This is a genomic window from Amycolatopsis sp. NPDC102522, assembly GCF_055584485.1.
On sequence record NZ_JBVJLY010000008.1, the window covers coordinates 320,471 to 346,254 of the forward strand.

General features: G+C 68.6%; 24 protein-coding genes. 15 read left to right on the forward strand and 9 right to left on the reverse strand.

Annotated features, from left to right (window positions below; all coding sequences use genetic code 11):
• Positions 1–7: 7 nt before the first annotated feature.
• The 4 genes from ACZ6YV_RS21530 to ACZ6YV_RS21545 all read left to right on the forward strand — a co-directional run bounded on the left by ACZ6YV_RS21530 (position 8) and on the right by ACZ6YV_RS21545 (position 3,633).
• Positions 8–202, forward strand: coding sequence for a hypothetical protein (locus ACZ6YV_RS21530; protein WP_093935228.1), 195 nt, complete (start codon positions 8–10; stop codon positions 200–202).
• Positions 203–289: 87 nt separating this feature from the next.
• A complete protein-coding gene (locus ACZ6YV_RS21535; protein WP_465511304.1) occupies positions 290–3,178 on the forward strand; it encodes an ATP-binding protein in 2,889 nt (962 codons plus the stop codon).
• Positions 3,179–3,181: 3 nt separating this feature from the next.
• The gene (locus ACZ6YV_RS21540) at positions 3,182–3,421 is read left to right on the forward strand and encodes a glutaredoxin family protein (RefSeq protein ID WP_465511305.1); all 240 of its coding nucleotides are present in this window, start codon (positions 3,182–3,184) and stop codon (positions 3,419–3,421) included.
• Entirely contained in the window at positions 3,418–3,633 is a 216-nt protein-coding gene (locus ACZ6YV_RS21545) for a putative acetyltransferase (protein WP_465511306.1), read from the forward strand. The genes ACZ6YV_RS21540 and ACZ6YV_RS21545 overlap by 4 nt, the downstream gene beginning before the upstream one ends.
• A gap of 234 nt (positions 3,634–3,867) precedes the next feature.
• On the opposite strand, the gene ACZ6YV_RS21550 is transcribed toward ACZ6YV_RS21545, so the two are convergent.
• The 3 genes from ACZ6YV_RS21550 to ACZ6YV_RS21560 form a co-directional block, all read right to left on the reverse strand.
• Positions 3,868–5,172 carry an aldehyde dehydrogenase family protein gene (locus ACZ6YV_RS21550; protein WP_465511307.1) on the reverse strand — a complete coding sequence of 435 codons (1,305 nt, stop codon included), beginning with the start codon at positions 5,170–5,172 and terminating at the stop codon, positions 3,868–3,870.
• Between the two features lie 121 nt (positions 5,173–5,293).
• Positions 5,294–7,627 (reverse strand): chitobiase/beta-hexosaminidase C-terminal domain-containing protein, encoded by a 2,334-nt coding sequence (locus ACZ6YV_RS21555; RefSeq protein WP_465511308.1) that lies wholly within the window; start codon positions 7,625–7,627, stop codon positions 5,294–5,296.
• A 189-nt stretch (positions 7,628–7,816) separates the two neighbouring features.
• The gene (locus tag ACZ6YV_RS21560) at positions 7,817–8,272 is read right to left on the reverse strand and encodes a hypothetical protein (RefSeq protein WP_465511309.1); all 456 of its coding nucleotides are present in this window, start codon (positions 8,270–8,272) and stop codon (positions 7,817–7,819) included.
• Positions 8,273–8,445: 173 nt separating this feature from the next.
• Here ACZ6YV_RS21560 and ACZ6YV_RS21565 point away from each other — a divergent pair, with 173 nt between their 5' ends.
• From ACZ6YV_RS21565 to ACZ6YV_RS21575, 3 genes are all read left to right on the forward strand, one after another.
• Positions 8,446–9,276 carry a peptidoglycan-binding domain-containing protein gene (locus ACZ6YV_RS21565; RefSeq protein WP_465511310.1) on the forward strand — a complete coding sequence of 277 codons (831 nt, stop codon included), beginning with the start codon at positions 8,446–8,448 and terminating at the stop codon, positions 9,274–9,276.
• A 122-nt stretch (positions 9,277–9,398) separates the two neighbouring features.
• Complete coding sequence (locus ACZ6YV_RS21570; protein WP_465511311.1) at positions 9,399–10,022, forward strand: cyclodeaminase/cyclohydrolase family protein; 624 nt, start codon at positions 9,399–9,401, stop codon at positions 10,020–10,022.
• Positions 10,019–10,852 carry a bifunctional 5,10-methylenetetrahydrofolate dehydrogenase/5,10-methenyltetrahydrofolate cyclohydrolase gene (locus tag ACZ6YV_RS21575; RefSeq protein ID WP_465511312.1) on the forward strand — a complete coding sequence of 278 codons (834 nt, stop codon included), beginning with the start codon at positions 10,019–10,021 and terminating at the stop codon, positions 10,850–10,852. The genes ACZ6YV_RS21570 and ACZ6YV_RS21575 overlap by 4 nt, the downstream gene beginning before the upstream one ends.
• 46 nt (positions 10,853–10,898) lie before the next feature.
• On the opposite strand, the gene ACZ6YV_RS21580 is transcribed toward ACZ6YV_RS21575, so the two are convergent.
• Positions 10,899–11,471, reverse strand: a complete 573-nt coding sequence (locus tag ACZ6YV_RS21580) for a TetR/AcrR family transcriptional regulator (RefSeq protein ID WP_465511313.1) — start codon at positions 11,469–11,471, stop codon at positions 10,899–10,901.
• A 113-nt stretch (positions 11,472–11,584) separates the two neighbouring features.
• Between ACZ6YV_RS21580 and ACZ6YV_RS21585 the strand changes: the two genes are divergently transcribed.
• Complete coding sequence (locus ACZ6YV_RS21585) at positions 11,585–12,325, forward strand: class I SAM-dependent methyltransferase (RefSeq protein WP_465511330.1); 741 nt, start codon at positions 11,585–11,587, stop codon at positions 12,323–12,325.
• 45 nt (positions 12,326–12,370) lie between these two features.
• Here ACZ6YV_RS21585 and ACZ6YV_RS21590 read toward each other — a convergent pair whose 3' ends face one another.
• The 3 genes from ACZ6YV_RS21590 to ACZ6YV_RS21600 all read right to left on the reverse strand — a co-directional run bounded on the left by ACZ6YV_RS21590 (position 12,371) and on the right by ACZ6YV_RS21600 (position 16,641).
• Positions 12,371–13,825, reverse strand: coding sequence for a cellulose binding domain-containing protein (locus ACZ6YV_RS21590; RefSeq protein ID WP_465511314.1), 1,455 nt, complete (start codon positions 13,823–13,825; stop codon positions 12,371–12,373).
• A complete protein-coding gene (locus tag ACZ6YV_RS21595) occupies positions 13,822–16,152 on the reverse strand; it encodes a cellulose binding domain-containing protein (RefSeq protein ID WP_465511315.1) in 2,331 nt (776 codons plus the stop codon). Before ACZ6YV_RS21595 ends, ACZ6YV_RS21590 begins: the two co-directional genes overlap by 4 nt.
• A 123-nt stretch (positions 16,153–16,275) precedes the next feature.
• Complete coding sequence (locus tag ACZ6YV_RS21600) at positions 16,276–16,641, reverse strand: RNA-binding S4 domain-containing protein (RefSeq protein WP_378241292.1); 366 nt, start codon at positions 16,639–16,641, stop codon at positions 16,276–16,278.
• Positions 16,642–16,860: 219 nt separating this feature from the next.
• On the opposite strand from ACZ6YV_RS21600, the gene ACZ6YV_RS21605 reads away from it, so the two are divergent.
• Together ACZ6YV_RS21605 and ACZ6YV_RS21610 are read left to right on the forward strand one after the other, a co-directional pair.
• Complete coding sequence (locus ACZ6YV_RS21605) at positions 16,861–18,402, forward strand: GMC oxidoreductase (protein WP_465511316.1); 1,542 nt, start codon at positions 16,861–16,863, stop codon at positions 18,400–18,402.
• A gap of 114 nt (positions 18,403–18,516) precedes the next feature.
• Positions 18,517–19,290 (forward strand): TIGR03084 family metal-binding protein, encoded by a 774-nt coding sequence (locus ACZ6YV_RS21610; protein WP_465511317.1) that lies wholly within the window; start codon positions 18,517–18,519, stop codon positions 19,288–19,290.
• A 221-nt stretch (positions 19,291–19,511) separates the two neighbouring features.
• Here ACZ6YV_RS21610 and ACZ6YV_RS21615 read toward each other — a convergent pair whose 3' ends face one another.
• Complete coding sequence (locus ACZ6YV_RS21615) at positions 19,512–19,991, reverse strand: carboxymuconolactone decarboxylase family protein (protein WP_465511318.1); 480 nt, start codon at positions 19,989–19,991, stop codon at positions 19,512–19,514.
• On the reverse strand, positions 19,988–21,067 hold the full coding sequence (locus tag ACZ6YV_RS21620; protein WP_465511319.1) for an NAD(P)H-dependent amine dehydrogenase family protein: 1,080 nt from the start codon (positions 21,065–21,067) through the stop codon (positions 19,988–19,990). The genes ACZ6YV_RS21615 and ACZ6YV_RS21620 overlap by 4 nt, the downstream gene beginning before the upstream one ends.
• A gap of 395 nt (positions 21,068–21,462) precedes the next feature.
• Here ACZ6YV_RS21620 and ACZ6YV_RS21625 point away from each other — a divergent pair, with 395 nt between their 5' ends.
• The 5 genes from ACZ6YV_RS21625 (at position 21,463) to ACZ6YV_RS21645 (ending at position 25,679) form a co-directional block, all read left to right on the forward strand.
• The gene (locus tag ACZ6YV_RS21625) at positions 21,463–22,608 is read left to right on the forward strand and encodes a Cmx/CmrA family chloramphenicol efflux MFS transporter (RefSeq protein WP_465511320.1); all 1,146 of its coding nucleotides are present in this window, start codon (positions 21,463–21,465) and stop codon (positions 22,606–22,608) included.
• A 13-nt stretch (positions 22,609–22,621) separates the two neighbouring features.
• Positions 22,622–23,218, forward strand: a complete 597-nt coding sequence (locus ACZ6YV_RS21630) for a formylglycine-generating enzyme family protein (protein ID WP_465511321.1) — start codon at positions 22,622–22,624, stop codon at positions 23,216–23,218.
• An 81-nt stretch (positions 23,219–23,299) separates the two neighbouring features.
• Entirely contained in the window at positions 23,300–23,563 is a 264-nt protein-coding gene (locus tag ACZ6YV_RS21635; RefSeq protein ID WP_125677397.1) for an amphi-Trp domain-containing protein, read from the forward strand.
• Between the two features lie 188 nt (positions 23,564–23,751).
• A complete protein-coding gene (locus tag ACZ6YV_RS21640) occupies positions 23,752–25,098 on the forward strand; it encodes an SNIPE associated domain-containing protein (protein ID WP_465511322.1) in 1,347 nt (448 codons plus the stop codon).
• Positions 25,095–25,679 carry a DUF2510 domain-containing protein gene (locus ACZ6YV_RS21645; RefSeq protein ID WP_465511323.1) on the forward strand — a complete coding sequence of 195 codons (585 nt, stop codon included), beginning with the start codon at positions 25,095–25,097 and terminating at the stop codon, positions 25,677–25,679. Before ACZ6YV_RS21640 ends, ACZ6YV_RS21645 begins: the two co-directional genes overlap by 4 nt.
• Positions 25,680–25,784: the final 105 nt, after the last annotated feature.

Here is a 25,784-nt window from a genome sequence, read left to right on the forward strand (position 1 = left end):
GAACCGAATGTACGAAAGAGATCTGCCCGCCACCGAAGACGCCCTCGGCGCCGTGAACCTGCCGCGCGCCCTCGAGGTCGGCTCGCGCAACCACGCGCTGGCGGGCAGCAAGCCGCGGCTGAGCGCCAACCCGCTCGCCACCCTGTCCGGCGACCCCGGATCGCCGTCCGTCGTCAGCGTCTTCACCGGCGGCTGGATCTGAGACAGGCCCACGGAGGCGGGCACGCGCCGCCCGCCTTCGTGATCGGCTTTCCCGTGACAGGGGATTCCGCTCGCTATAGTCACGGCGGTGGGAATCCGTTCGTCGCGGGTGATCGGCCGCGACGCCGAACTGGACGAGCTCTCCGGAGCCCTTGATCGCGCCATCGCGGGTCGCGGCGGCGCGATCTTTCTCGTGGGCGAAGGGGGCATCGGCAAGTCCCGGCTCGCGATCGAAGCCGCTTCACGAGCCGTGACCGCGGACATCCCCGTCCTGCAGGGCCGGGCCAGTTCGATCGGCCCGCTGGTCCCGTTCCGGCCGCTGACCCAGGCACTGTTGTCGTACTTCCGTGGCGGCGGACCGCCCGAAGCGGCCGAACTCGACCCCTTCGTCCCCGTGCTCGCCCAGCTCATCCCCGACTGGAGCCAAGGCGACCGGCCACGGGAATCGGGCTCCCTGATGGTGCTCGCCGAAGCGGTGTTCCGGCTGCTGGCCGTCACCAGCCGCGATCGCGGCGCGCTCCTGGTCCTCGACGATCTCCAGGACGCCGACGCCGAGACGCTGTTCATCCTCGAATACCTCGTCGACAACCTGGCCGCGGCGCAGACGCTGTTCGTCGGCACACTCCGCAACGAGCCTTCCGACGCCCTCCGCCTCGCGACCTCCGGTGCCCAGCGGATGAGCTGCGCCGTCCTCGAACTCGACAGGCTCGGCCTCTCCGATACCCGCGCCCTCGCCGCGGCCTGCCTGGAGACCGAGCCGGGACACCTGCCCGCGCCCGCCGCGGAACTGTTGTGGCGCAACAGCGCCGGCCTGCCGTTCATCGTCGAGGAACTGCTCCACGGCATGGTGAACGACGGTCTGCTGGTCGAGGGCCGGGACGGCTGGCGGGTGATCGGCGAACTCCGTGCCCGGGTGCCCGCCGCGCTGGTCACCAGTATCGGTGTCCGCATGGAACAGCTCGGCGAGCAGGCGGGCGAACTGCTGTCGGTGGCCGCGATCATCGGCCGCCGTTTCCCGCTGTCGGTGGTGCAGACGGTCACCGGAACGAACGACCGGACCCTGCACAACCACCTGAGCGCCGCGGTCTCGGCGAACCTGGTGACCACCGACGAGACGACGCCCGGCTGGTACGCCTTCCGGCACCCGCTGACAGCGGAGGCGTTGCTGGCGCGCCAGGCACCGGCACGGAAAGCGACACTCGCCCGCCAGGCGGCCGACGTCGTCGAGAAGCTCTACCCGGGACTGCCGGGCGATCTGTGCGCGCTCGTCGCATCGCTCCGGTTGACCGCGCTGGACGAGCGGGCGGCGGGCCGCATGTTCGCGGAGACCGGGCGCCGTGCCCTCGACGCCGGTGCCGCGGACTCGGCGGTCACGATGCTCACCAAAGCCGTCGACCTGCTCGCCGGAGCCGACGCGGGTGATCGGGCCGAGGTGCTGGAGACGCTGTTGTACGCGCTCGGGCAGACCGGGCAGTTCGACCGCGCCGTCGAACTCTCCGACGGCTTCGGCGAGATCGGGACCCTCGAACGGGCCGCCAAACTGCACACCCAGCTGGCCTGGGCCGCCTATATCGCCGGACGGCACGACGAATGCCTCGGCCAGATCGAACGCGCCCGCGCTCCCCTGGGTTCGGAGATCTCGCCCGCTCAGCAGGCCGCGCTCGACGCCGTCGAAGCGAACCTTTGGCTTGACGTCCCAGGCCGGACGGGGACGGCGGAACGGCTCGCGCGTCAGGCGTGGAAAGTGGCCGAGGAGACCGAACAGCCGTTCGTCGTGTGCCAGGCGCTTCAGGTGCTCGGCATGCTCGCGCTGTCGAGGGACCTCAGCGAGTCGGAGCGCTACATGCAGCTCGCGCGGCGGACCGCCGAGGACAACCACCTGCACCACCTCCGCACCCAGGCGCTGGTGCGGCTCGGCGGGCATCGCGTGCTGATGAACGGTGACGAGCAGACCCTGCTGCTCGCCCGCGCCGACGCCCAGCGGACCGGGTCCATCACGCTGCACTGCGCTGTCGACTCCGTGCGCACCATGCACGCGATCCTGCGCTGCGAGTTCGAGACAGCGCACGCGTTGCTGGAGGAGAACCTCGCCGTGCTCGGCAGGCTCCGGTTGACCGCGTTGCTGCAGTACGCGCATATGACCAGGGCGATGTCGGCCGGGCACCGGGCGGACCGCCCGGCGATGGAACAGGCGCTCGGGGACTTCCGGGAGAGCGGCGGCGAGAACGCGCAGGAGATGGTGCTGAGCATCGGGCTGGCACGGGTCTTCTGCTCCCTGCTCGAAGAAGACGCCGACCGGGCCCGCCGCGAACTCGATCAGGTGATCGCGCTGGAAGACCGGCGGCCGAGCCGGTTCCACCTCGCCGGCCAGCACGGACTCAGGACACTTCTCGACACGCTCGGCGGGGCCGCCTGCCCCGAGCCGGGCTCCGCCGTGAGCGGGATGCGGTGGAACCGGCAGTTCGTCGAGTTCGCGCACGCCGTCGAGCACGGCAGGCGAGGCGAGACGGCGGAGGCCGGACGAGCCGTGGCCGCCGCGCTGGAGACGTCGGCGCCGTATCCGCTGGCCAGGCACCTCGGGCTCCGGCTGATCGCCGAACCGGCCGCCGCCGACGGCTGGGGCGACCCGGCGGGCTGGCTCAAAGAGGCCGAGGAGTACTTCCACGGCAGAGACCTCCAGGCGGTCGCCGCCGCCTGCCGGAGCCTGCTCCGCAAGCTCGGCGCGCCCGTCCGGCAGCGCCGCGCCGGTGTCGACAGGGTCCCCGGTGCCCTGCGCGCCGCCGGTGTCACCGTGCGCGAGTACGAGGTGCTGGTGCTGCTCGCCGAGCGCATGGGCAACAAGGACATCGGCGCCCGGCTGCACATCTCCCCCAGGACGGTCGAGAAGCACGTCGCGAGCCTGCTCGCCAAGACCGGGCTGGCCGACCGTTCGGCCCTCGCCGAACACGCCGCCGGACCGCGACCTGGCATGCTGTGATCCATGAGCGACCTCACCGTGTACGGCGCCGGCTGGTGCCCCGACGTCAAACGCAGCCGTGCCTTGCTGGACGCGAAGGGCGTCGAGTACGCCTACCTCGACGTCGAAGCGGACACCGGCGCCGAAGAGACCGTGCGAGCGCTTCAGAACGGTGCGCGGCGGATCCCGACCATCGTCTGGCCGGACGGCACCCACCTGGTCGAACCGAGCGACGACGAGCTCACCGCGCACCTGAACCGGTGACCCTCCCGGGCGTCCCTGTCGGCACGCGGGTCGTCGTGCGGTACCGGATCGAGGGCGGCTTCACCGACGCGCTCGGCTACCTGCGCTCCCGTGACGACGCGGAATGCACGGTGGAGACCAAACGCGGTCTCGCGACGATCCGGCTGGCGGACATCGTCCTGGCGAAGACGGTCCCGCCTCCACCAGCTCCGCGTCGGCCTCGCGGGTCGTGAGTGGCGATTCGGGTTCTGGCCGAACAGGATCCGGCACGTAACTCGCGTGATTACAGACGGAACTCACGTGATTGGAGACGGAACTCGCGTGACTGGATGCCGCACTCGTGTGTGCGGCTTCTGATCACGCGAGTTCCGTCTCTGATCACGCGAGTTCGGCGTCTGATCACGCGAGTCACGCCTTCGAGCCCGGCGAACAGGCCGGTACCTTCGCGCGTTTCCAACGCTTGCGAGCTACGCGAGGGGTTTGTCCAGCACTGCCTTCACGTGGCTGAAGTTGTCGATCGAATAGCGGCCGTGGTAGCGGCCCATCCCGCTCTCCCCCACCCCGCCGAATGGCAGCTCGGGGGCCGCGAGGTGGATGATCGCCGCCCCGAAGACCAGCCCGCCGGACGACGTCTCCGTCTCGATCCTGCGCTTCGTTTCGTCCGATTCGGTGAAGGCGTACAACGCCAGGGGCTTGTCGCGTTCGTTGACGAACGCCAGCGCGGCGTCGACGTCAGGGACCTCGATGATCGGCAGGATCGGGCCGAAGATCTCGTCCTTCATCACCGGGGCGTCCGGGGAGACGCCGGTGAGCACGGTGGGGGCGATGTACTTCTCGTCGCGGTCACCCTTGCCGCCGACGACCGCGGTCCCGTTGTCCAGCAGGGCGGAGAGCCGGTCGTAGTGCCGGGTCGAGATGATCCGGCCGTAGGAGTCGCTGGTGGCCGGGTCCGCGCCGAACATCCCTTCGACGGTCTCGGCCAGGTGCTCCGCCAGTTTCGGGCCGGTGTCGCCGATCGCGAGGACGTAGTCGGGCGCGACGCAGGTCTGGCCCGCGTTGGCGAACTTGCCGTAAGCGAGCCGCTGCGCGGTCACGGCGAGGTCCGCGCCCGGCTCGACGATCGCCGGGCTCTTCCCGCCCAGTTCGAGGGTGACCGGGGTGAGGTGCTTCGCCGCCGCGGTCATGACGATCCGGCCGACCGTCCCGTTCCCGGTGTAGAAGATCGTGTCGAACTTCTGCTCCAGCAGCGCCGTCGTCTCCGGGATCGCCCCTTCGACGACACTGACGCCTTCGACGTACCGCGGCAGGTGTTCGGCGATCGCGGCCGAAGTGTTCGGGGACAGCTCGCTCGGCTTCACGACCGCGCAGTTGCCCGCCGCCAGGGCCCCGACCAGCGGCGCGAGCACCAGCTGCAGCGGGTAGTTCCACGGCCCGATGATCAACGCGACCCCGAGCGGCTCGCGCACGACACGACCGTCGCCCGGCCGCAGGGGTTGCGGGATGCCGGCGGGCTCCGGGGTCAGCCAGGAGTCGAGGTTCTCCAGCGTGTGGTCGATCTCGTTGCGCACGAGCGCGATCTCCGCGCGCTTGGCCTCGACGGCGTTCTTGCGCAGGTCGGCGTAGAGCGCCTTGAGGAACACCTCAGACTGTTCCGACAGGAGCGCCCGCAAGCCGGTGAGCTGCGCCCGCCGCCAGGCCACCGGTTTCGTGACGCCGGACCGGAAGAGTTCGCGCAGGTCACCGACGACCTCGGCGGCATCGTTGCTGATCATGGTCTCGAGCCTAACCGCGCGGCGCGCCGACTGCCGGGCGGTATAGGTCGTTATACAGAAGGAACTGAAGGGGACTTTCCCCGCATGTCATGCGGGGAAAGTCCCCTTCAGTTACCGGCCGCTACGGATAGCTCACCAGGTTGCTCGGCCGCGTGTCCGGCGGCGTCACCGCCCCCGCGTCGTTGATCACGTGGGTGATGGTCCCCTTGTAGTTCAGCGAAACCGTCACCAGGTTGTGGAACCGGACGCCCGAGCGGTTCGGCACCTCGAACGCGTGATAGAGGTTCACCGCCGGGTTGTCGTTGAAGAAGCAGTAGCTGCCCAGGCCCCACGCCTCGTGCGTGGTCACGTTGTCCCCCACCTTGTAGGCGGCGTAACCGTTCAGCCCGTTCGGACTCTTCCAGCCCGCCTGATCCGGGACGTCGTACGGGATCTCGTTCTGGAAGAAGATCGTCTTGCCGTTCTGACCGTTCCAGATCACCTGGTACTTCTGGTAGTGCTCGACGAACAGGCCGGTCGCCAGCACGTTGTCGCCGTTGACGACCACGCCCGTGTCGCCGGTGTTGACCGTCCAGCCGTAGGTGCCCGCGTTGCCGTGGTCGGCCCGCCAGGCCCAGATGTGGTCGATGATCGTGTCCCGGCTGTTGACGATCAGGCTGTTCGTCGCCTTCCCCGCGAGCTGGCCGCCGATCCGGAAGAACACGTCCTGCAGCGTCGTCGGGTTGGCCGAGTGGTTCGCCGTCGAGCCCGCCGGGCCGACCGTGAGCAGCGACTGCGAGTTGGTGGTTCCGGCGTCGAACAGCAGCCCCTTCAGCCGGACTCCGTCCACGTCGGCGATCTTCATCGCGTCCGCACCGTTGTCCGGCACCAAAGTCGGGTATCCGACGCCGAGGACGACCGTGTTGGCCTTGGTCACGTTCAGCGTCTGGTTGAGGTGGTAGACGCCAGGGGTGAAGAACAGGTTGCAGCCCTGGGAAAGGGCGGTGTTGATCGACGACGCCGTGTCCCCCGCCTTGACGACGTAGAACTGGCTCATCGGCAGCGAGGTGCCCTGGGTGCCGCCGTTGGCCCAGCTCGGCCCGGAAGCGTTGGTGCGCAACGAAGGCTGGAACACGCGATACTTACCGGAGCCGTCCAAGTAGAGGTACGGGACGTCGCGGGAGACCGGCGTGGTGCCGAGCGTCGTCTCCGGCGGGTTCGGGAACGTGTTCGCCGGGGCGCCGTTCGTCCCGGAGAACACCATGTTCCAGACGCCGCCCTCCCAGCTGCCGTAACTGCTGTCGCGGGAGTACCACTGCTGCTGCGAGATCGACGCGGTCTTGCCCGAGACCTTGCTGTCCGCGGTGTACCCGCCGCTGGCGAAGCCGTAGCTGGCCGGGAAGAGGTTCAGCCCGCCGCGGATGTCCATCCGGCGGAACGGCGCGGCCTGCGCGACGGCCCAGCGGGTCGCGCCACTGCTCGGCACCACGGCCAGGTTCTCCGTCGAGCGCCAGAAGTTCTGCAGCGCCACACCCTTGTCCGACTCATTGAACGCGTCGACGGTGATGTCACCGTTGATGACGACGTCACCCGGGTTCTGCCCGAGACCCGCGACAGAGGTGTAGTAGCCGACATCGTCGTGGATCCCGTTGTACACACCGGGCTTGAACAGGTGCGCGTACCGGCGTTCGGTGAACTGCGCGGTCAGGGTGTCCTTCTGCGCGTTGAAGTCCGCGTCGAGCTTCGCCTGGATCGACGACGCCGACATGCCAGGGTCGAAGATCCGCACGTTGGGACCGAAGTCCGGGACCTCGGCCTGAGCCGGGCAGGTCGCCTGCGTCGAGCCGATCGTGTAGCTCGCCGACGCCACGGCGGAGTTCGCCGAGCCCGACTTCAGCGCGATCGCGGAGACCGTCGAAGACGCGGAGACCGTGATCGGCCCGGTGTACACGGTGGACGACGCTGTCGGCGTGGAACCGTCCACTGTGTACCGGATGGTCGCGCCCGTGGTCGCGGAAGACAGTGTCACCGAGCGAGCGCTCGGGTAATTGCCGCCTGGCGGGTCGAACGTCGGCGAAGCGACCGTCGTCCCACTGCCGCCATGGGTGTAGCCGAAGTGCGGGGTGTCGTACTGCGGCCCACTCTTCTCGTAGGTGAACCAGTAGTCGAGCACCGTACCCGCCGCGAGCGAACCGACGGTGTGCCGCCACGTGCCCCCGCTGTCGGTCATGCGGACGTTCTGCTGACCCGCGCCCGGGACGCCGGTGTAGTGGATGTCGACGTACCGCGCGGTCGTCGCCGGCGTGAAGGAGAACTGCGCCTGGGTCGCGTTCAAGGACGCGGCGCTCTGGCTGTAGTCGGCGGCCGCGGCGGTGGCACCGCCGAGACCAGCGGCGATCAGGAGTGCGGAGAGGCCGAGGGCGAGCACACCCCGGACCCCCTTCCGCCGTTTGGGCTGCACAAAGATCCGATCCACGTCGTGACACCTCCGGCGTTGGAAATCCACGGGCGAAGCAATTCGTTGCGCGCCACAACAAAGTAGCGGTCCGCGAGATATGTCCAGATCACGCTTCGGTAACAGTGGTGGTCCAAACCACTGACTACACCTTTCGGACGACGAAGACGCGGCCGTTCGGTGGTCTCGGATGGTGCGAAAGGGTGCCTGTCAGCAGTCCGGGACGACGTACAGCGTCGAAGCTTCCCCGCCGTGCATGGCGCTGAGGCTGGTCCGGCAGGCCAGGAGCACCTCGCGGTTCGCGGCCGAGTCGGGCGGGACGCCGCAGCCGTCGCAGCAGAGCTCGACCGATCCCGGGAAGGTCTCGTCGACCTCGACGTCCACAGTGCGGTCGCAGCGACGGCACCACCGGTGCCCGGTGACGATCAGGACGTGCATCGGATCGGAGACGCACTGATGCACCCAGCAGCGGTGGACGTAACAGGTCGTCCGGACGTGCGCGCTCAGCCCGTGCTCCTCCGCCACGTCTTCGGCGGCGAGGATCGCGGCCAGCCGGCGGTCGGCGATCCCGGCGTACAACTCCCGGCGCCGGGCCGGCGGCGCCGCGTCCGCCTCCGCGAGCAGTCTGAGATGAGCCCTGGAGGGTGGCGAAGTACGAAGCACCATGGGATCTCGACCTTTCGGCGTCCACGGGAAGTCTTATCAGGTCACCCCCGGTTTCGCCGGAGCGACACCCGACCGGGCGACAACGCGGATGCGAGCGAAGTTCGTTTGTATGGCCCTTGTATTCGCCCTGCTCATGCTGGCCGGACAAACGAAGTTCGTTCAGGAGGCAGGAATTGTTGACCAAGGTTGCCGTGGTCGCGACAGCGACCGCGCTCACCTTCGGCGTGGCCGCACCGGCCAATGCCGAAGTGACCGCGGCCGCGTTGCCCGCGGCCAGCATGGAAGCGGTGCTCAAGGCCGCGCAGATCGACCCGCGCCGGGCCGACAGCGCCTTGACCCCGGGCGCGAAGGACAGTGTGCTCCTGGTGGAGCAGGCACTGGCCGCCAAGGGATTGCTCGACCAGCAGTACGTCGACGGCCATTTCGGGACGTCGACGATCACCGCGTATTCGAGCTACCAGAAGTCGCTGGGCTACACCGGGCTCGACGCCTCCGGCCTGCCGGGCAAGACGTCGCTCGAGAAGCTGGGCGACGGCCGGTACACCGTCACCGCGACGGTCGCGGCGGGTAGCCGTCTGACCTATCACGGCAAGACGATGAACACCCGGACCAAGGCGATGCTGGTGAAGGCCGAGGGGGTGCTCGGCAGGCAGCTCACCATCACGCAGGGCTCGTACAACCCCGGGGGCGTCGGCGCTTCGGCCGGTACGCACGACGGTGGCGGCGCGCTCGACATCGGCGTCGAGGGCATGTCCTCGGCCACGCGGACCGACGTCGCGAAGAAGCTCCGTCAGGTGGGCTTCGCGGCTTGGGTCCGGACTCCGGCCCAGGGCTTCGCCTACCACATCCACGCCATCGCACTGTCCGATCCGGACCTCTCGTCCGGCGCGCAGCACCAGGCCGGTGACTACTACCTCGGCTACAACGGCCTCGCCGGCCGCGGGTCCGACGACGGCCCCGCCGTCTCGCCGAAGGTGACTTGGGAGGAGTACCAGCGAGGCTGACCCCCGCTGCCCGAAGGCCACCTTCACCGGCGTTGATCGCCGCGAAGGTGGCCTTCAGGCTGCCCGGGAACCCCCGGGTAGGCTTCGGCGCGACGGCAAAACCAGCGGGAAGGGAACATCGCGTGGAGGCTCAACCGGTCGGTCAGTGGCTCGACGAGCTGGCTTCGAAGGCCTCGACGCCCGGTGGTGGTGCGGGTGCCGCGATGAACGCCGCGGTCGGTGCCGCCCTGGTCTCCATGGTGTGCAACCTGACCATCGGCAAGCCGAAGTACGCCGAGCACGAGGCGACGATGACCGAGGCTCTCGCCAAGGCCGAAGATCTCCGCGGCCGCGCGCTCGGCCTCGCCGCCGACGACGCCGCCGCGTTCGACGCGGTGGTCGCCGCGTACAAGCTCCCGAAGGCCACCGACGAGGAGAAGCAGGCCCGCACGGCCGCGATCCAGGCCGCGCTGGTCGGCGCCGCCGAGGTCCCGCTGCGCACCGCCGCCCTCGCCGCCGAGGTCATCGACGTCGCCGCCTCGATCCTCGAAGGCGCCAACACCAACGTCATCTCCGACATCGCCGTCGCCGCCTCCTCCGCCAAGTCGGCGCTCGAGTCGGGTGTGGTCAACGTCGAGGTCAACCTCGCGTCGATGTCCGACGAGCAGCTCCGCAAGGAGACCGAGGCCCGTCTCACCGAGTACACCCCCGCCGCCGGGCGCGCCGACGCCCTCATCGCCCAGGTTCGCGAAAGGCTCGCCCGATGACCTTGATCGACGGGCGCGCGATCGCCGCCGCCATCACCGCCGAGGTCACCGAGACCGCCGCCAAGCTGCGTGAATCGGGCACCGCCCCGACGCTGGCCGTGCTCGTGCCGACCGACGACGACGCCACCGCCTGGTACGTGCGCTCGATCGAGCGTGCCGCGAAGAAGGTCGGCGTCGACTGCCGTGTGGTCCAGCTCGAGAAGCCGACGGGCGAGGACGTCACCCGCGAACTCGACAAGCTGTCCGCGGACCCGGCGGTCCACGGCATCATCTGCCAGACCCCGCTGCCCGAAGGCGTCACGCTCGACGACGTCGGCGCGCACATCGACCCGCGCAAGGACGTCGACGGCGCCAACCCGGTCAGCCTCGGCCGTCTCGCCGCGGGCCTCTCGACCTACGCGCCCGCCACCGCCGCCGCGGTGCTGGAGATCCTGAAGCGCGAGCAGGTCGCCCTGTCCGGCGCGCAGGTCGCCGTCGTGGGCCGCTCGACCGTCGTCGGCAAGCCCGCCGCGCTGCTGCTGCTCGGCGAGAACGCCACGGTGACCGTCTGCCACTCCCGCACCAAGGACCTCGCTGCCGTCACCAAGACCGCGGACGTCCTGGTCGTGGCTGTCGGCCGCGCGCACTTCGTCGGCGCGGACCACGTCAAGCCCGGCGCCGTGGTGATCGACGTCGGCACCAACCCGACGCCCGAGGGCGGGCTCGTCGGCGACGTCGACCAGGCCGCTGTCGAGGGCATCGCGGGCTCGATCACGCCGGTCCCCGGCGGCGTCGGCCCGGTCACCACGTCGCTGCTGCTGCGGCACACCGTCACCGCCGCGCAGGCCTGATCCACCGGGAAAAGGCGGCGAGTCCACTGAGGACTCGCCGCCTTTTTCATGTCCCGATAACCGTTTCCACCACCTTCCGCACCTGCGCCGTCTCGGGCGCGGGTGCGGTGCGGTCGGCGAAGAGCAGATGCGCGGCGCCGATGAGCGTGGCCGCGAGCGTCTCGACGTCGGCGCCCTCGGCGATCCTGCCCTGATCACGTTCCGCTTTGAGATAGCCGCCGATCATCACGGCGGCCTGGGTCAACACCGGGACCCCTGCCGGCCATTCACGGCGTAACCGGGCGCGAAGCTCGTCGCGGAAGATCACGAGCGGGACGATCGCGACCGCGACCGACTCGAACACCGCCGTGAGCGCCGACGTGAGGTTGTCCACGACGGTCCCGGTCCCCGCGGCGTCGCGAAGGCCCTTCTCGTCGAGCTTCTCGATCCGGTCCAGGACGAACTCGGCGAGGAATCCGTCGAAGTCGTCGAAATGCCGGTGCAGCACGCCTTTCGCGCAGTCCGCCTCCGTGGTCACGGCACGGCTGGTGAGCCCGCTCGGCCCGTCCCGCAGGAGGACCCGTTCAGCGGCGTCGAACAACTGCGCGCGGACGGCGCGCAGGGCTACCCCGGTCGGCATACGGCTCCCTTGCGTTGACGAGTGGGCAGGTGCCCACTTATGGTGGGCGCATGCCCACTCTACCTTCGGGGCAAGAGCCTCACCGGTATCGCCAGGCCGCGGAATCGTTCGGCGTGGACGTCGAACGCTACGACCGGACCCGGCCCGCCTATCCCCCGGAACTCATCGACCACCTCATCGCGGCCGCTCCCGGCCGCGAAACCCTCGACGTCGGCATCGGCACCGGGATCGAAGCGCGCCAGCTCCAGGCTGCGGGCTGCGTCGTGCTGGGCGTCGAACCGGACGCGCGGATGGCCGAGTTCGCCCGCCGGAGCGGGATCGACGTCGAGGTCGCGAAGTTCGAGACCTGGGCTCCCGCCGGCCGCCGGTTCGACCTGCTCGTCTCCGGTCAGGCCTGGCACTGGGTCGACCCGGTGGCGGGCGCCGCCAAGGCCGCCGAAGTACTGCGGCCCGGCGGGCTCTTCGCCGCTTTCTGGCACGTGCCCGAACCTCCGGAAGAGGTCGCCGACGCGTTGACGGACGCGTACCGGCGACTTGTGCCGGATGCCCCCATCGACCTCAAAAGCGTGCCGAAACAGCCTGCCGACCCGTACGGTCCCCTCATCACGAAGGTCGCCGACGGGCTGCGCGAAGCAGGCGGATTCGGCGAGCCGGAGCGAAGCCGCCACGACTGGGAGCGGGTCTACACCCGCGACGAATGGCTGGACCAGCTCCCGACGTTCGGCTCGCTCACCTGGGTCGAACCCGCTGTGCGCCAATCGATCCTCGCCGAGGTCGGCGCGGCGATCGACGGGCTGGGCGGCCGGTTCACCACTCCCTACGCCACCGTCGCGATCACCGCGATCCGGGGCTGACTCGCCGGTGGCGGGGAGCCGCGCCGCCCCCGCCACCGGCGTCCGTCAAGGCGTGACGGGGATGTTGGTCAGCCCGTTCACCGCCCTGGACACGGTGTTGGACGCGTAGACCACATTGGGCCGTTCCGAGCACTTCGACACCGAAGTGATCTTGATGGCGTACTGGCCGACGCCACCGAGGTCGGACTTGTTGTCCCGCCAGACGTTCCCGCAGCCGTTCGGGAACGACGGGGTCGTCCCCGGGTTGTGCGTCTCGTAGCCGTTCACGAACGTCCCCGGCGCGGCGAAGGTACCGGTGTTGCCCTCGATGACGTACCCGAATCCCTTGACGTCGATCCAGGAATCGGCCGAGTTCTCCCCGGAGACCCCTTGGCCGTCGAAGGTGTTGCCCCGGATGACGCCGCCCTCGGTGCCCTCCTTGACGTCGATGCCTTCCGCGGCGACGTACGGTCCGATGTGGTTGTTCAGTACCTGGATCCGGTCGCCGCGGTCGACACCGCCGGAGTTGCCGTGACACGCCCAGTTCGAGTTCGCCGAGCCGAGGTAGACGCCCTCGCCGTAGCCCGCTTGCACGAGTCCGGTGTGGCTGATCGTCGAGTCACGGAGGACGCTGTCGGCCGAGGAACGGCGGAAGTGGACACCCTCCTCGTCGATCTGATGGACCCGCACGCCTTCGATCACGGTGTGGTGCGAGTTGTCGACGACGATGCCCTTCTTGGACTCCTGCACGGTGAAGCCCTGGAGATGCCAGTACGGCGCGCCGTAGAGCCAGAACCCGTATCCGGAGTCCCAGCCCGCTGTCGGCGCCGGGCAGGACGGTGCCTCGCCCGACGGGCCGTCGTTGATCAGGATCGCCGTCGACGGTCCGGTCACCGTGATCGGCGCGCCGGCCGTCCCGGGTTTCGTGGCCACGAAGGAACCCCGGTAGGTGCCGGCGGCCAGGCGGATCGTCTGGCCGGGGCTCGCGACGGCCAGTGCGGCCTGCAGTTGCGCCGCCGTGCCCACGTCGACGACGTCTCCCGACGGAACGCTGCTCGTGGTGGTCGTCGGCGGCGTGCTCGTGGTCGTGGTGCTGGTCGGTGCCGTCGTGGTGGTCGGCGCTCCTCCCCCGCAGGGGCTGCCGTTGACCGTGCACCCTGTCGGCACACCCAGCCCGGAGGTGGTGAAGCCGAAGTTCGCCGAGCCACCGGGCTTGATCGTGCCGTTGAAGCCGGCGTTGGTGACCTTGTAGTGCTGCCCGCTCCTGGTGAGCACCGAACTCCACGACGTGGTGATCGCGGTCCCGGCGGGGAGGTCGAACTCGATCGTCCACTGTGCGCTGTTCGCGTCGCCCGCGTTGGTCAGCGTGTACTTCCCGCCGTACCCGCTGTCCCAGGTCGAGCTCTGGACGAACGCGGCCGACAGGCTGGGCGCGGCGGCCTCGGCGGTGACGACGGCGCCGAGCAGGCCCGCCGCCGACGCCGTGGCCGCGATCGCGGCGAGCAGTCGTTTCCTCGTCATTCCGTGCCTCCGCATTTCGTTCCGGCGATCGTGCACGCGACCGGGAGTCCCGGACCGGTGGCGTTGAAGCCGAAGGTCGCGGAGCCGCCGGGTTTGACGCTGCCATTGTGGGTCGCGTTCCCGAACCGGTAGTGCTGGCCGGTCTTGGTCAGTACCGAACTCCAGGAGCTGCTGACCGTCGTCCCGGCGGGCAGGTCGAACTCGACCGCCCAGGAACCCACCGCGGCCGAACAGCTGTTGGTGATGGTGAAACCGCCGCCGTACCCGCTGTCCCACACCGACTTACGGGCGAACGCCGCCGTCAGGCACGCTCCGGGATTCGAGGAGGTCGTGGTGGTCGGTGCTGTCGAGGTAGGTGTGGGCGTGGTCTGGCCCGTCGACGACGACGGCGGAGTGCCGTCCACGGACTTCAGAAACAGCGAAGACGCGGCGTCGGTCTTGGACGCGTCGATCCCGTGCCCGCCGGTGTAGTCCCGCTGCTCGTTCTTCGCCCAGTCGGCGATCGGTGTCCCGCCGACGTCGAGGTGCTTGTACGCGGTGCCATCCCACCCGAAGGCGTAGACGCGGTGCCGATCGGCGTAGAAGTCGTTATACGGCCCTTTGTCCGCGAGCTGTTTGGTCATGGCGTTGTTGAAGAACACGTTCCGGTAGCCGGTGCCACCCGACCACTTGACGGCCTTCTTGCCCGCGCCCCACCAGATCGGGAACCAGTTCGAGTCGTCGGGACCGCCGCCGCCCTCCTCGCCGCAGTTGGCCCGGCAATTCCCGGAGCGGTGCGCGTAGGGAACCTTGACCGTGTTGAGTTCGAAGAGGTTGTTGCGCTCCCACCCGCCGTGCAGGTTGAGGTCGGAGTCGAACGAGTTGCCGATCACCACGTTGCCCGCGGCGGACCACTGGAAGGTGAAGTGCCGCAACAGGGTCGAGGTGTTGCCGGCGTAGAGCGAGTCCCAGACCCGGGAGCCGCGGAAGTAGCCGTTGCCGCCCTTGCCCTTGTTCCACGAGCCGTTGAGTTCGTTGTCGACGATCTGGAGGTTCTTGGCCTCCTCGGTGACGACCGGATGCGACCCGGTCATGTCCGCGCGGATGCCTCGCACCCACGAGTTCGCCGCCCACTTGAACACGATCCCGTGCATTTCCGCGGCGGGCGCCATGTTGCCGTAGTTGTTGTTCGCCTCCGCCGGGTTCAGGCCCGGCATGTCCTGCGTGAAGCCGAGGTTCTCGAATCCGACGCCGAGCACCGGGTCGACCAGCGGTGCCGCCTTCGAGTCGTAGGTGGCGCCGTCGATCGGGGCCGAACCGTCCGACGTGGAGTTCACCGGGACGTCGTACTCGAGCGGTTTGTCGAGGGTGATCGTGCGCGCGGCCGTGTCGAGCGCGGCGATCGTGAAGATCTGCTGGCGCATGTGCATGTTCAGCAACGGGAACGTGGTGGGCGTCGCCTGCTGCTGCTCGTAGAACTTCTGCGAGTTGGCCGCGCGGATGTTGACCAGGTTCCCGGCGGCGAGCGAGGTCAGCGCGCCGCTGCTCGCCAGGTGGACGACCTTGTCCCCCATCCTGGCGGCGAAAGCGGTGTCACCCGGCTTGCCCCGCAGCTTCACCCCGGCCTTCCAGTGGACGTTGACCGTGCCCTCGAAGATGTCCTTGCGGTTGGCGGGCGCCGAGGCGTAGTCGCTCGCGTAGGCCGAATTCACTCCCCTGGACTGGACACGGAAGAGCCCGCGCCCCGGCCACAACCAGCCACCCTTGCCCGCGCCCGAGGTCATCCCGTCCTCGTCCCAGTCGGAACCGTCCGGGGTGAGAGTGTCGTAGAGCGTGTTCGCGTCGGGCTTGTAGACGAACTTGGTGGCGTCCTTGCCCGCGCCGCGCAGGATCAGGTAGTCGGCGTCGACGTGGATCTCGTGCGTGACGTCGAACCGGCCGGCCGGGAAGGTGATCGTGCTCAGTTTGGTGTAGCTCCCGGACGGCGAGCAGGCGCTCTTGATGCCGTCGATCGCCGCCTGGATCCCGTTCGTGTCGTCGGCGCCGTCGTCGGGCTTGACGTTGTACTGGCTCGCCAGTTCCGCCGCGGTGACCTGGCAGGTGGCGTTCGGATTCACTTCACCGGCGCCGGGCAGCGCGGCGCCACCCCGGTATCCGGCCTTGGACCAGTCGTAGAGCCCGGCGACCGGCGCCCGGCGATTGGCCGCGCCGACGTCGAGACCGGTCAGCGCACCCGGTCCCGGCGCCGCGGCCGCCACCTCGGGCGGTATCTGCAGGAGCGCGGCGGTGACGACCACGGCGGCGACCGCCGGTAGGACGGCACGACGAAGAGGACTTTTTCGGGACACCCGAAACCTCCGTGACGGACTGACGGAAGGTGTTGCGGCGTGTACACCCGGACTCAGTCTTTATAGTTCACGTCTATGTCGCTCGTCAACGGATGTGAATACCGTCCACGTATGTGAACGAGCTCAGCTTTCGCCGGATCGGAAACGGTCGAGTACACGACGTTCCCGTTTCGTCGGCCGCCCCGCTCCCCGCTCCCGCCGCGCGACCGGCACGGCGGACTCCGGCGGAGGCGCGGGCGTCCGGTCGATGAAACAGGTCGCGGCGTCGGCGGCACCGACTCGCTTCTGGATCACCCGCGTCACTTCCAGGATCCGCGTGGTGTCGTGGACCCGGGCCCGCACCTCGTCGCCCGCCACGACAGTGGTCGCGGGCTTGGCGGGTTTGCCGTTCACGCGGACATGGCCGCCGCGGCAGGCCGCTGCGGCATCCGGGCGCGTCTTGGTGAGCCGGACGGCCCACAGCCAGCGATCGACTCGAGTGGACTCCACAGCACTACATAGTGGCCCATCCGCCGCCGCGATGCCCGACTGCCTGGTCCGAGCCCCCGGAAAGAACTCTCGCGTTTATTGCCACCCGGCATAGCCGCAGGTATAACTTGTTCTAAATCCCTCAACGGTGAGGAAGATCACGTGAGCGACGAAGCCATGTGGAGAAGCCCTTCCGGACAGTTATCCCGCCGCCTTTTCATTGCTGGAACGGGTTCTATCTTGGGGGCAGCGGCCCTCGGCGGGACCGCCTCCGCGAAAAGTTCGATCGCCGATGCCGCGCGAATCCCGGCGCTCGTCATCGGTTCCGGGTACGGCGGCTGCGTCGCCGCGCTCCGGCTCGCCGAGGCGGGCGTCGACGTCCACCTCGTCGAACTCGGCAAGGCGTGGGACACCCCGGGCACGGACGGCAAGATCTTCGCCAACACCACCACTCCCGACTACCGGTCCTTCTGGCTGCGGACGAGGACCAAACAGCCGTTGAGCAACTTCCTCGGCTTCCCGCTGGACAAGGACGTCCCGCGCCACACCGGGATCCTCGACGCCGAGGAGTTCAGCGGCATCACCGTCTACCAGGGCCGCGGCCTCGGCGGCGGCTCACTGGTCAACGGCGGGATGGCCGTCACGCCCAAACGCGAGAACTTCGGCGCCGTCCTGCCCACGGTCAACGCCGACGAGATGTACGGCGTCTACTACCCGCGCGCCAACACGGGCCTCGGCGTCGCCACCATCGACCAGAACTGGTTCGAGACCGCCGAGTGCTACCAGTACGCGCGGGTCGGCCGGAAGCACGCGCAGCGGTCGGGTTTCCCGTTCATGTTCGTCCCCGACGTCTACGACTGGGACTACATGAAGAAAGAGCAGGCGGGCACCGTCCCGAGGTCCGCGCTCGCCGGGGAGATCCTCTACGGCAACAACGCGGGCAAGAAATCGTTGCAACAGACCTATCTCCCGCGGATCAAGGCGACCGGCCGGGTGACGATCTCGGCACTGCACCGCGTCACCACCGTCGCGCCGGCGTCCGGCGGCGGGTACACCGTGGTGATGGAGCAACTCGACACCGCCGGCACGGTGACCGGGACGAAATCCGTCACCGCAGACAAGGTGTTCTTCGCCGCGGGCAGCGTCGGCACGAGCAAGCTGCTGGTCAAGCTCAAGGCCACCGGCGCCCTGCCCAACCTCAGCAACGAGGTCGGAAAGGGCTGGGGCGACAACGGGAACGTCATGTGCGGCCGGGCCAACCACATGTGGGACGCCACCGGGGCGCTGCAGTCGTCCATCCCCACCGCCGGTATCGACAACTGGGCGGCGGGCGGCGCGTTCGCCGAGGTCGCGCCGTTGCCGACCGGCATCGAGACCTACGCCTCGTTCTACCTGTCGATCACCAAGAACCCCAACCGCGGGACGTTCTCGTGGAACGCGGGCTCGAACAAGGTCGACCTCGATTGGCAGGCCGCGTGGAAACAGCCGTCGATCGACATGGCGAAAACGATCTTCGACAAGATCAATTCCAAGGAAGGGACGATCTACCGGACCGACCTCTTCGGCGTCTACAAGATCTGGGGCGACCACCTCACCTACCACCCGCTCGGCGGCGCGGTGCTCGGCAAGGCGACCGACAATTACGGCAGGCTCAACGGCTATCCGGGTCTTTACGTGATCGACGGCGCGCTGATTCCGGGTAACACCTCGGTGAACCCGTTCGTCACCATCACGGCGCTGGCGGAAAGGAACATCGAGAAGATCGTCGCCACCGACTTGTGAGTCCGCTCGCGGCGCCCACCGCTGCGTTTCGGGTAGCCTGGCGGCACCAGATCGATCATGTCCGTCCCCACTGGACGAATCTGGTGCCGTCAACGCGCGCGAAGGTGCTGGTGGATGCTGGACTACGGTCTCGATCTGTCCGATGTGGAGCGCGACGTCGCTCTGCTCGACCTGGTGGCTGAAGGAGACGAGCTCGACGCACTGGTCTCGGCGGAGGCCGACTGGTCCCGCTCCACTCCGGCGGCAGGGTGGACGATCGCCCATCAGATCGCTCACCTCGCCGCGGCCGACGCGAACGTTCTCATCGCCATCCGGACCCCGGACTCCTTCGACACCGTGCTGAAGCAGGTCGAAGCCGGAGGCAGCGGGCACGCCGATCTCGAAGCCGCCGAGGGAGCGGCCCTGCCTCGGCCGGTGCTGCTGGAGCAGTGGCGCACCGGTCGGGCCGAGGTGGCCGCCGCACTCCGCGATATCCCACTGGGCCAAGGGTTTCCGTGGTTCGGCTCTCAGTTGACGGCGACGCTCATGGTGCCCCTTCGGTTAATGGAAACGTGGGCACACGGGCAAGACGTCTTCGCTACGCTCGGTGTCACGCACCCTTCGACCGGCGGGCTCAAACACGTGGCCGCTTTGGGCGTGGCGGGGCGCGAACTGTCGTTCCATGCCGCGCGATTGCCTCCGTCGGCAGAGCCGTTTCGCGTCGAACTCACCGGCCCCGGCGGGGAAACCTGGGCGTGGGGACCGGAAACCGCCACGCAACGGATCAAGGGCAGCGCACTGGACTTCTGCCTGCGGGTCACGCACCGCAGGCCCCTCGCGGAAACCGATCTCACCGCGGTCGGCGAAGACGCTCGGATGTGGCTGGAAAACGCCCGGGTCTTCCTTTAGCTCGTGAGTGGTAAGTCGCGTTAGAACGACACCTTCCACTCACGACTACCCCGGCCGACACCTCACCGCCACGTCTGATGTCGCGAAAGCCACTTCCGCGACATCAGACGTCCCGAAAGTGGCTTTCGCGACACCCGAAGCCACCCCACAACCGAGCGACCCGACCCGGCACCTTCGCCCTGCTCCTCAATAACCGTCCTTACCACTCACGAGCCGGTCTCTCAAAACTTCGGCAGAACGCAGACCGTGTCGATCCCCAAAACGTGGTTCAGCCGCCCGAAGGCGAGCCAGGAACCGATACTCATACTCAATTCCACGATTTCCTTCTGGCTGTAGTGCTCGCCCATCCGCTTCCAGAATTCGTCGTCGATGCCGTGGTGGTCGAGCGCGTAGCGTTCGGCGTACTCGGCGGCCAGCCTGGTCCGCTCGTCGAAGGCCTCGGTAGTGCGCCACTCGGTCACCGCGTCGGCGAACTCCTCTTCGACCTTCACGCCGTCGCGGTCGGTCCGCCAGTCCAGGCAGAAGACGCAACCGTTGATCTGCGCGATCCGCAATCGCGCCGCCTCGAACTCGCGGAGCCCCAGGGTGGTGTGCGAGTAGACCGCGAGCGAGAGCTTCGACGCCGCGACGCCGATGCCGGGCACCATCTCGCCCCACACGTAGCCGATCGGGTCCTTGCCCTCGGGAATGTCGATGTTCATCGCGCGCTCCTTCCGAGCTTGCCGATGGCCGGTCGCAAGGGGACGTCGAGGGCGTCGTAGAGGCCGGGTTTGGCGTCCACGAGCCAGTCGATGGCGCCGACCAGCCTGCCGACCGCGGTCGCGTTGCCGCCGGCGGACCGGTTCTCGCCCTCGTCGGTGGCCTCGACCGAGACCTCGATCCTGGGACGGCCTTCGATGATCACCCGGTGCGCGCCGTCGCCGCTGGGCGGCGTCGGCCAGTCCGGCGCGCACGACGCGTGGATGCGGGTGACGTGCTCGATGACGATCCGGGGTTCGCCGTCCACGATCCCCTGCACCTCGAACCGGACCGCGCCCTGCGTGCCCGCCTCGAACTCGCCCATCGCCCGTGTGGTCACGGTTTCCTCGAGCGGACGGCGGTCGAGCGTCTCGCGGATCTCGTCCAGGTCGACACCGAGGCCACGGGCGATGAGACGCACTTGGCCGCCCCAAACCATCGTGGGGACCGACGGGGCCAGCATCGGCGGCTGGTAGTCCATCGGCTGTCCCATGCCGACCAGGTAGCGGACGGAGTCCGGCTGGTCGTAGGTGGAGTAGTCGAAGATCTCCTGGCAGCGGACCGCGTCCACGGTGGTGCCGAGCCCGCTGATCAGCAACGGCAGGATGTCGTTGCCCCAGCCCGGATCGACGCCGGAGACGAACAGCGATCCACCGCCCTCGGCGATCGCCGCGAGTACCGGCTCCCGAAGTTCCTCGGGCGCGTTTCGCTGGTCATACAAGGCGTACAGCGCGGGTGTCACCACTACCGCCCCCGCCCGGATCGCGCGGACGATGTCGGCCAGCGCGTCGGCGGGCCGGATGTCGCCGGACGCCGCGTACACCACCGCCCGCGGACCCGCCGCCAGAACCGCTTCGACGTCATCGGTCGCCGCCACGCCCAGTTCACCGTCGACTCCCGCGAGCGCGGCCGCGTCGCGGCCGACCTTCGCGGAATCGTGCACGAGCACACCGGTGAGTTCCAAAGCCGGATGCGCGTCGACGGCCCGGATGGAGGCACGGCCGATGTTGCCTGTACCCCAGACAACTGTGGGAATCATGAGGTCGAGGTTAACCGAATAACGGATCGGTTCCCAGTACCGAAACAATCACGGAAACCGCAGGTCAGAGTGCATTACTCGGGTTCATTCGAGGGGGCAACGAAAGCGTTCCGGTACGCGGAACGAGCGCTGTTTTCCTCGGTGACCGGCAATCGGGTTGAGGCTCGCGGGCCGCCGTGTGTACCGTACGTTCTCGTGACGAGCCCCGAGTCGGACAGAGTCCCGCCGCCGGTCATCCGGCGGCGAATCGTCGTGTCCGGCCGTTAGGTACCGGCCCTCTCACTTCCCGATGACCCCGCTTTCCGATGACCGAGCGCTGTTCCGTGCGCCCGGCCGGGTTTCCTCGTGTCCCGCGCACGGCTCCTCCTGCTCGTCTTCTGCTTGGGAGTCGTCCGTTGCCCCTGTTCGTCTATGTCCTCGGCCTTGCCGTCTTCGCGCAAGGCACCTCCGAATTCATGGCTTCCGGTCTCGTGCCGGGGATCGCCGGTGAGCTGTCCGTCCCGGTGGGCGCGGCCGCCGCGCTGACGTCGGCGTACGCCGTCGGAATGATCGTCGGCGCTCCCGCCATGGCCGTGCTCAGCGCGCGCTGGCCCCGCCGCCGGGCCTTGGCCGGATTTCTGACCGCCTTCGTCGTGGTGCATGTCATCGGCGCCGTGTCGACGAGCTTTCCGCTGCTCTTCGGCACCCGGATCATCGCGGCGATCGTCAACGCCGGGTTCCTCGCCGTCGCCATGCCCGTCGCGGTCTCCTTGGCGCCACAGGGAAAGCAGGCACGCGCGACCGCGGTGCTGTTGGCGGGCATCACGCTGTCGTGTGTCGCCGGTGTGCCCGCCGGAGCCATGCTGGGTGATCTCGCGGGCTGGCGTTCCGCGTTCTGGGCGGTCGCCGTGCTGTGCCTTCCCGCACTGGTGCTGGTGTTCCGGTCGGCGCCCGCCGACGCGGCGGACCCGCACGAGATCTCCATCAGGCGGGAAGCACGCGAGCTGAAAGCACCTCCGGTGCGGCACGCGATGATCCTCGCGGCCTTGGTCAACGGCGCGACCTTCGCGACGTTCGCGTTCCTCGCCGTCATCGCGACGGACGTCGCCTCCCTGCCCGCCGGAGCGGTTTCCGGCTTGCTGGCGGCCTTCGGGGTCGGCGCTTTCATCGGGGTCACCGTGGCCGGCCGCAAGAGCGATGGTGAACTCCGGCGCGGCCTGGTCCTCGCGTTGTGCGCCCTGCCCGTCGGCTGGGCGGTGCTGGCGGCGACCGGCGCCCGGCCAGTGGCCCTGTTCGTCGTGACGACCGTCCAAGGTGGACTATCCTTCGGCTGCGGTTCGGCACTCGTGGCGCGGGTCATGCACGTGGCTCCCGGTGCCCCCACGCTCGGCGGTTCGTTCGCGACGGTCGCGCTCAACACGGGCGCGTTCCTGGGGCCGGTGCTCGCCGGTTCCGTCACGGAAGCGACGGGCGACTATCGCCACGCCGTCTGGATCAGCGCGGCGATCGCCCTAGTTCCGCTTCTGCTCCTCCGGCGGAGGAAGGTGCCGCGGCCTGGGTAACATCGGCCGGACCATGGAGATGATCACGGTGCCGGCGGGCGAGGCAACGCTTTCGGACCGGCGGACGCAGCGGAGCTGGACCGTCGACGTCGCGTCCTACCTGCTCGCCCCGGTTCCGGTCACCCCTGAGTCCGGCCGGCTTCCCCTCGTCGACGTCTCGTGGCAAGACGCCCTCCGGTACTGCAACACCCTGTCCGAACGCGAAGGGCTGACCCCGGCGTACCGGCTGGAGTCCTCGGACTGGGACCGCTCCGCGAACGGTTATCGCCTGCCGTCCGAAGCGGAGTGGGAGCACGCCTGCCGCGCCGGCACGGCCGGACCTCGCTACGGGCCGCTCGACGAGATCGCCTGGTACCGCGAGAACTCGGCGGAGTCCGTGCACGAAGTCGGCGAGAAGGCGGCCAACGCGTGGGGACTGCACGACATGCTGGGCAACGTCTGGGAATGGTGCTGGGACGTCTACGACGCCGAGGTGTACGGCGAGTACCGGGTTCTGCGAGGCGGCGGCTGGTTCGACGAGCACTGGAGCTGCCGGGCTTCGGTGCGGCGCCGGGGTCACCCGACCTTCCGCGTCGACGACGTCGGCTTCCGCCTCGCCCGGTCACTGTGACCCCGACTACGGCGCACGACGATCACGCGCTTGAATGACGTCACGGACACCCGGCCGGGGTGTCGGACCCTGGAGGAAACCGTGACCGGAACCGCGCCCCGAGACGTCGAACGCGTCTACTCCACCGCCGACGTCGTCGCGAAGCTGCGCCGCCTCGCCGACGCTCTCGAGTCCGAGACCTCGTTCCGCATCCAGATCGCCGGGGAGCGGTTCCGTGTCCCCGCCCGCGCGCAGTTCTCGATCGAGCACGAGCGCGGCGACGGCGAGGAAGAGGTCGAGTTCCAGCTGAAGTGGAAGATCGAGGAAACCGACTCCGACGACGACTCCGAAGGCACCGTCGTCTGATCGTCGGTCCGTACAGGATCAGCGGGCGGGCTCGTCATTCTTTGACGGGCCCGCCCGTCCTCGTTAGTCCGGTCGAGTGAACCGAAGGCTCCCTCACAAGACGTGCGTAACGCTGCGTGCCCTCTCCAAGATTCGGAAGTAGCACTGGAACTCATGATCTTGGCCAGTGTCACCGGGGAGGAACCACAGTGGCGTTGTTCGGCAACAATCAGAGCGCGGAAGTCGTCGGCCTTCAGCAACAACTGGCGGCGGCCCATGCGACGATCGCGGAGCTGAGAGGCTGGGTCGGGCACCTTCGCGGAGCCGAAACCCCCGCGCTCGAAACCGACCTCCGCCAGTTGAAAGCGGCTGTCGAGCAGGCCAAGGCGGAGCATTCGGCGCAATCCGCCTCGCAGCGGCAACTGGCGGCCGAACTGGAGTCCTGGCGTGCTCAGCTCGTCGAGACCCGTGAACTCGCGTTGCTGCAGCAGGTGGGCATCTACGAGTACGCGCATCCGCTCGAGGACGCGCTGGCCTACAAGGACGCGCTCAGCGAACTGCGGCTGAAGATCAAGGCCGCGGCGAAAGCCGACGCCGTGACCTGCCAGGTCGACTGGGCGGTCAACGGATCCGTCAAGGAGGGCCAGAAGCTGGGTCGTGACATGGCCAAGTTGATGCTCCGGGCGTACAACGCCGAAGCCGACAACGCGGTCCGCGTGGTCAAACCGCATACGGTGGAATCCGTCAAGAACCGGCTGACGACCACACGGGACACGATCGGCAAGCTCGGCACCCTGATGCGCATCGCCATCTCGAGCGAGTACCACCGGCTCAGGCTGCGAGAGATCGACCTGACCGCCGACTACCTGATGAAGGTCGAGGTCGAACGCGAGGCGACGCGGGAGGAACGCGCCCGGCTCCGTGAAGAGGCCAAGGTCATGAAAGAGGTCGAGCGGGAGCGAGCGCGGCTCGCCAAGGAACGCGCCCACTACGCCACGGTCCTCGCGCGGCTCGAGGCGAAGGGCGACACCGAAGGCTGGGCGCGGGCGAAGGACCAGCTGGCCGCCGTCGACGACGCCATCGCCGGTGTCGAGCAACGGGCGGCCAACGTCCGCGCCGGCTACGTCTACGTCATCTCGAACCTGGGCGCGTTCGGCCCCGACATGGTGAAGATCGGGATGACGCGCCGTCTCGAACCGATGGACCGGGTCCGGGAACTCGGCGACGCGTCCGTGCCGTTCCGGTTCGACGTCCACGGCCTCTTCTTCTCCGAAGACGCGGTCGCCCTCGAGACCGCCCTGCACCAGCAGCTGGCCACCGACCGCGTCAACAGGGTGAATCCGCGCCGGGAGTTCTTCTACGCCACGCCCGCACGGGTGAAAGAGATGCTCACCAAGCTCGGTGACGACCACATCCTCGAATACAAGGACACCGCGGACGCCGTCGAATGGCGGGCGTCCCGCCGCGACGCCGATCCGGCGGCGCTGTCGGCCGTCGCGTCGAACACCGACGCCGGTGACGATGGTGATCTGTCCTCGGACGGCGATCTGACATGAGCCGCCCCACGTTCCCCCAAGCGCCTTCCCGTCCCCCGTCGTGGCTCCCCGATCCGTTGGACGACTCCCTGCTGCGGTACTGGGACGGACATCGCTGGACCTTCTACACCGCCGCGCGCCCCGTGGCCACGCCGTCAGCACCGGAGCCCGTGCGACAGGCGCCCAGGCCCGCTCCCGCGGTACGCCCGGACATCGCGGCGGCCCTGCGGAACGTTCGCGGAATGCTGGCGGGCTCGATGAAGGAGGTCAATCTCCTCCCCGGTTACCTCCGGCCCGAAGAACAGGTACTGGCGCTCACCGGCGCGCAAGGCGAAGGCCTGGGCGTACTCGCCTGCACGAACCGCCGTCTGCTCTTCCTCTTCGTCGGAGTCCTGCGCCACCAATTCCTCGAAGTCGACTGGAACCAGACCAAGCACATCTTCTACTCCCCGGCCACGAAGACCTTTTCGGTCTACACCACGAAGTACACCAAGCGGGTGGTTCCGGCGTTCACCGTTCGGGTCAACAACCTCGACGACGCCAACTCCATCGCCCACGCGGCCCAGTCCGCGTCCGCCGCTCCACGGCTGGACGTCGTTTGACCGCGGCCCCCTAGTAGTGCTTTGTTAGGTCTTGGGGTCGGGTGGTTGTTGTGGCCAGGGAACGGGTTGGTGGCAGGTGTGGCATGCGCCGGTCCAGACCGCGAA

Coding starts and splice junctions, on each gene's coding strand:
- ACZ6YV_RS21620 (WP_465511319.1), bottom strand. CDS start 21,067: ATGATTCCCACAGTTGTCTGGGGTACAGGCAACATCGGCCGTGCCTCC.
- ACZ6YV_RS21645 (WP_465511323.1), top strand. CDS start 25,095: ATGAGCCGCCCCACGTTCCCCCAAGCGCCTTCCCGTCCCCCGTCGTGG.
- ACZ6YV_RS21590 (WP_465511314.1), bottom strand. CDS start 13,825: ATGACGAGGAAACGACTGCTCGCCGCGATCGCGGCCACGGCGTCGGCG.
- ACZ6YV_RS21560 (WP_465511309.1), bottom strand. CDS start 8,272: ATGGTGCTTCGTACTTCGCCACCCTCCAGGGCTCATCTCAGACTGCTC.
- ACZ6YV_RS21540 (WP_465511305.1), top strand. CDS start 3,182: ATGAGCGACCTCACCGTGTACGGCGCCGGCTGGTGCCCCGACGTCAAA.
- ACZ6YV_RS21615 (WP_465511318.1), bottom strand. CDS start 19,991: ATGAACATCGACATTCCCGAGGGCAAGGACCCGATCGGCTACGTGTGG.
- ACZ6YV_RS21550 (WP_465511307.1), bottom strand. CDS start 5,172: ATGATCAGCAACGATGCCGCCGAGGTCGTCGGTGACCTGCGCGAACTC.
- ACZ6YV_RS21610 (WP_465511317.1), top strand. CDS start 18,517: ATGCTGGACTACGGTCTCGATCTGTCCGATGTGGAGCGCGACGTCGCT.
- ACZ6YV_RS21630 (WP_465511321.1), top strand. CDS start 22,622: ATGGAGATGATCACGGTGCCGGCGGGCGAGGCAACGCTTTCGGACCGG.
- ACZ6YV_RS21575 (WP_465511312.1), top strand. CDS start 10,019: ATGACCTTGATCGACGGGCGCGCGATCGCCGCCGCCATCACCGCCGAG.
- ACZ6YV_RS21580 (WP_465511313.1), bottom strand. CDS start 11,471: ATGCCGACCGGGGTAGCCCTGCGCGCCGTCCGCGCGCAGTTGTTCGAC.
- ACZ6YV_RS21530 (WP_093935228.1), top strand. CDS start 8: ATGTACGAAAGAGATCTGCCCGCCACCGAAGACGCCCTCGGCGCCGTG.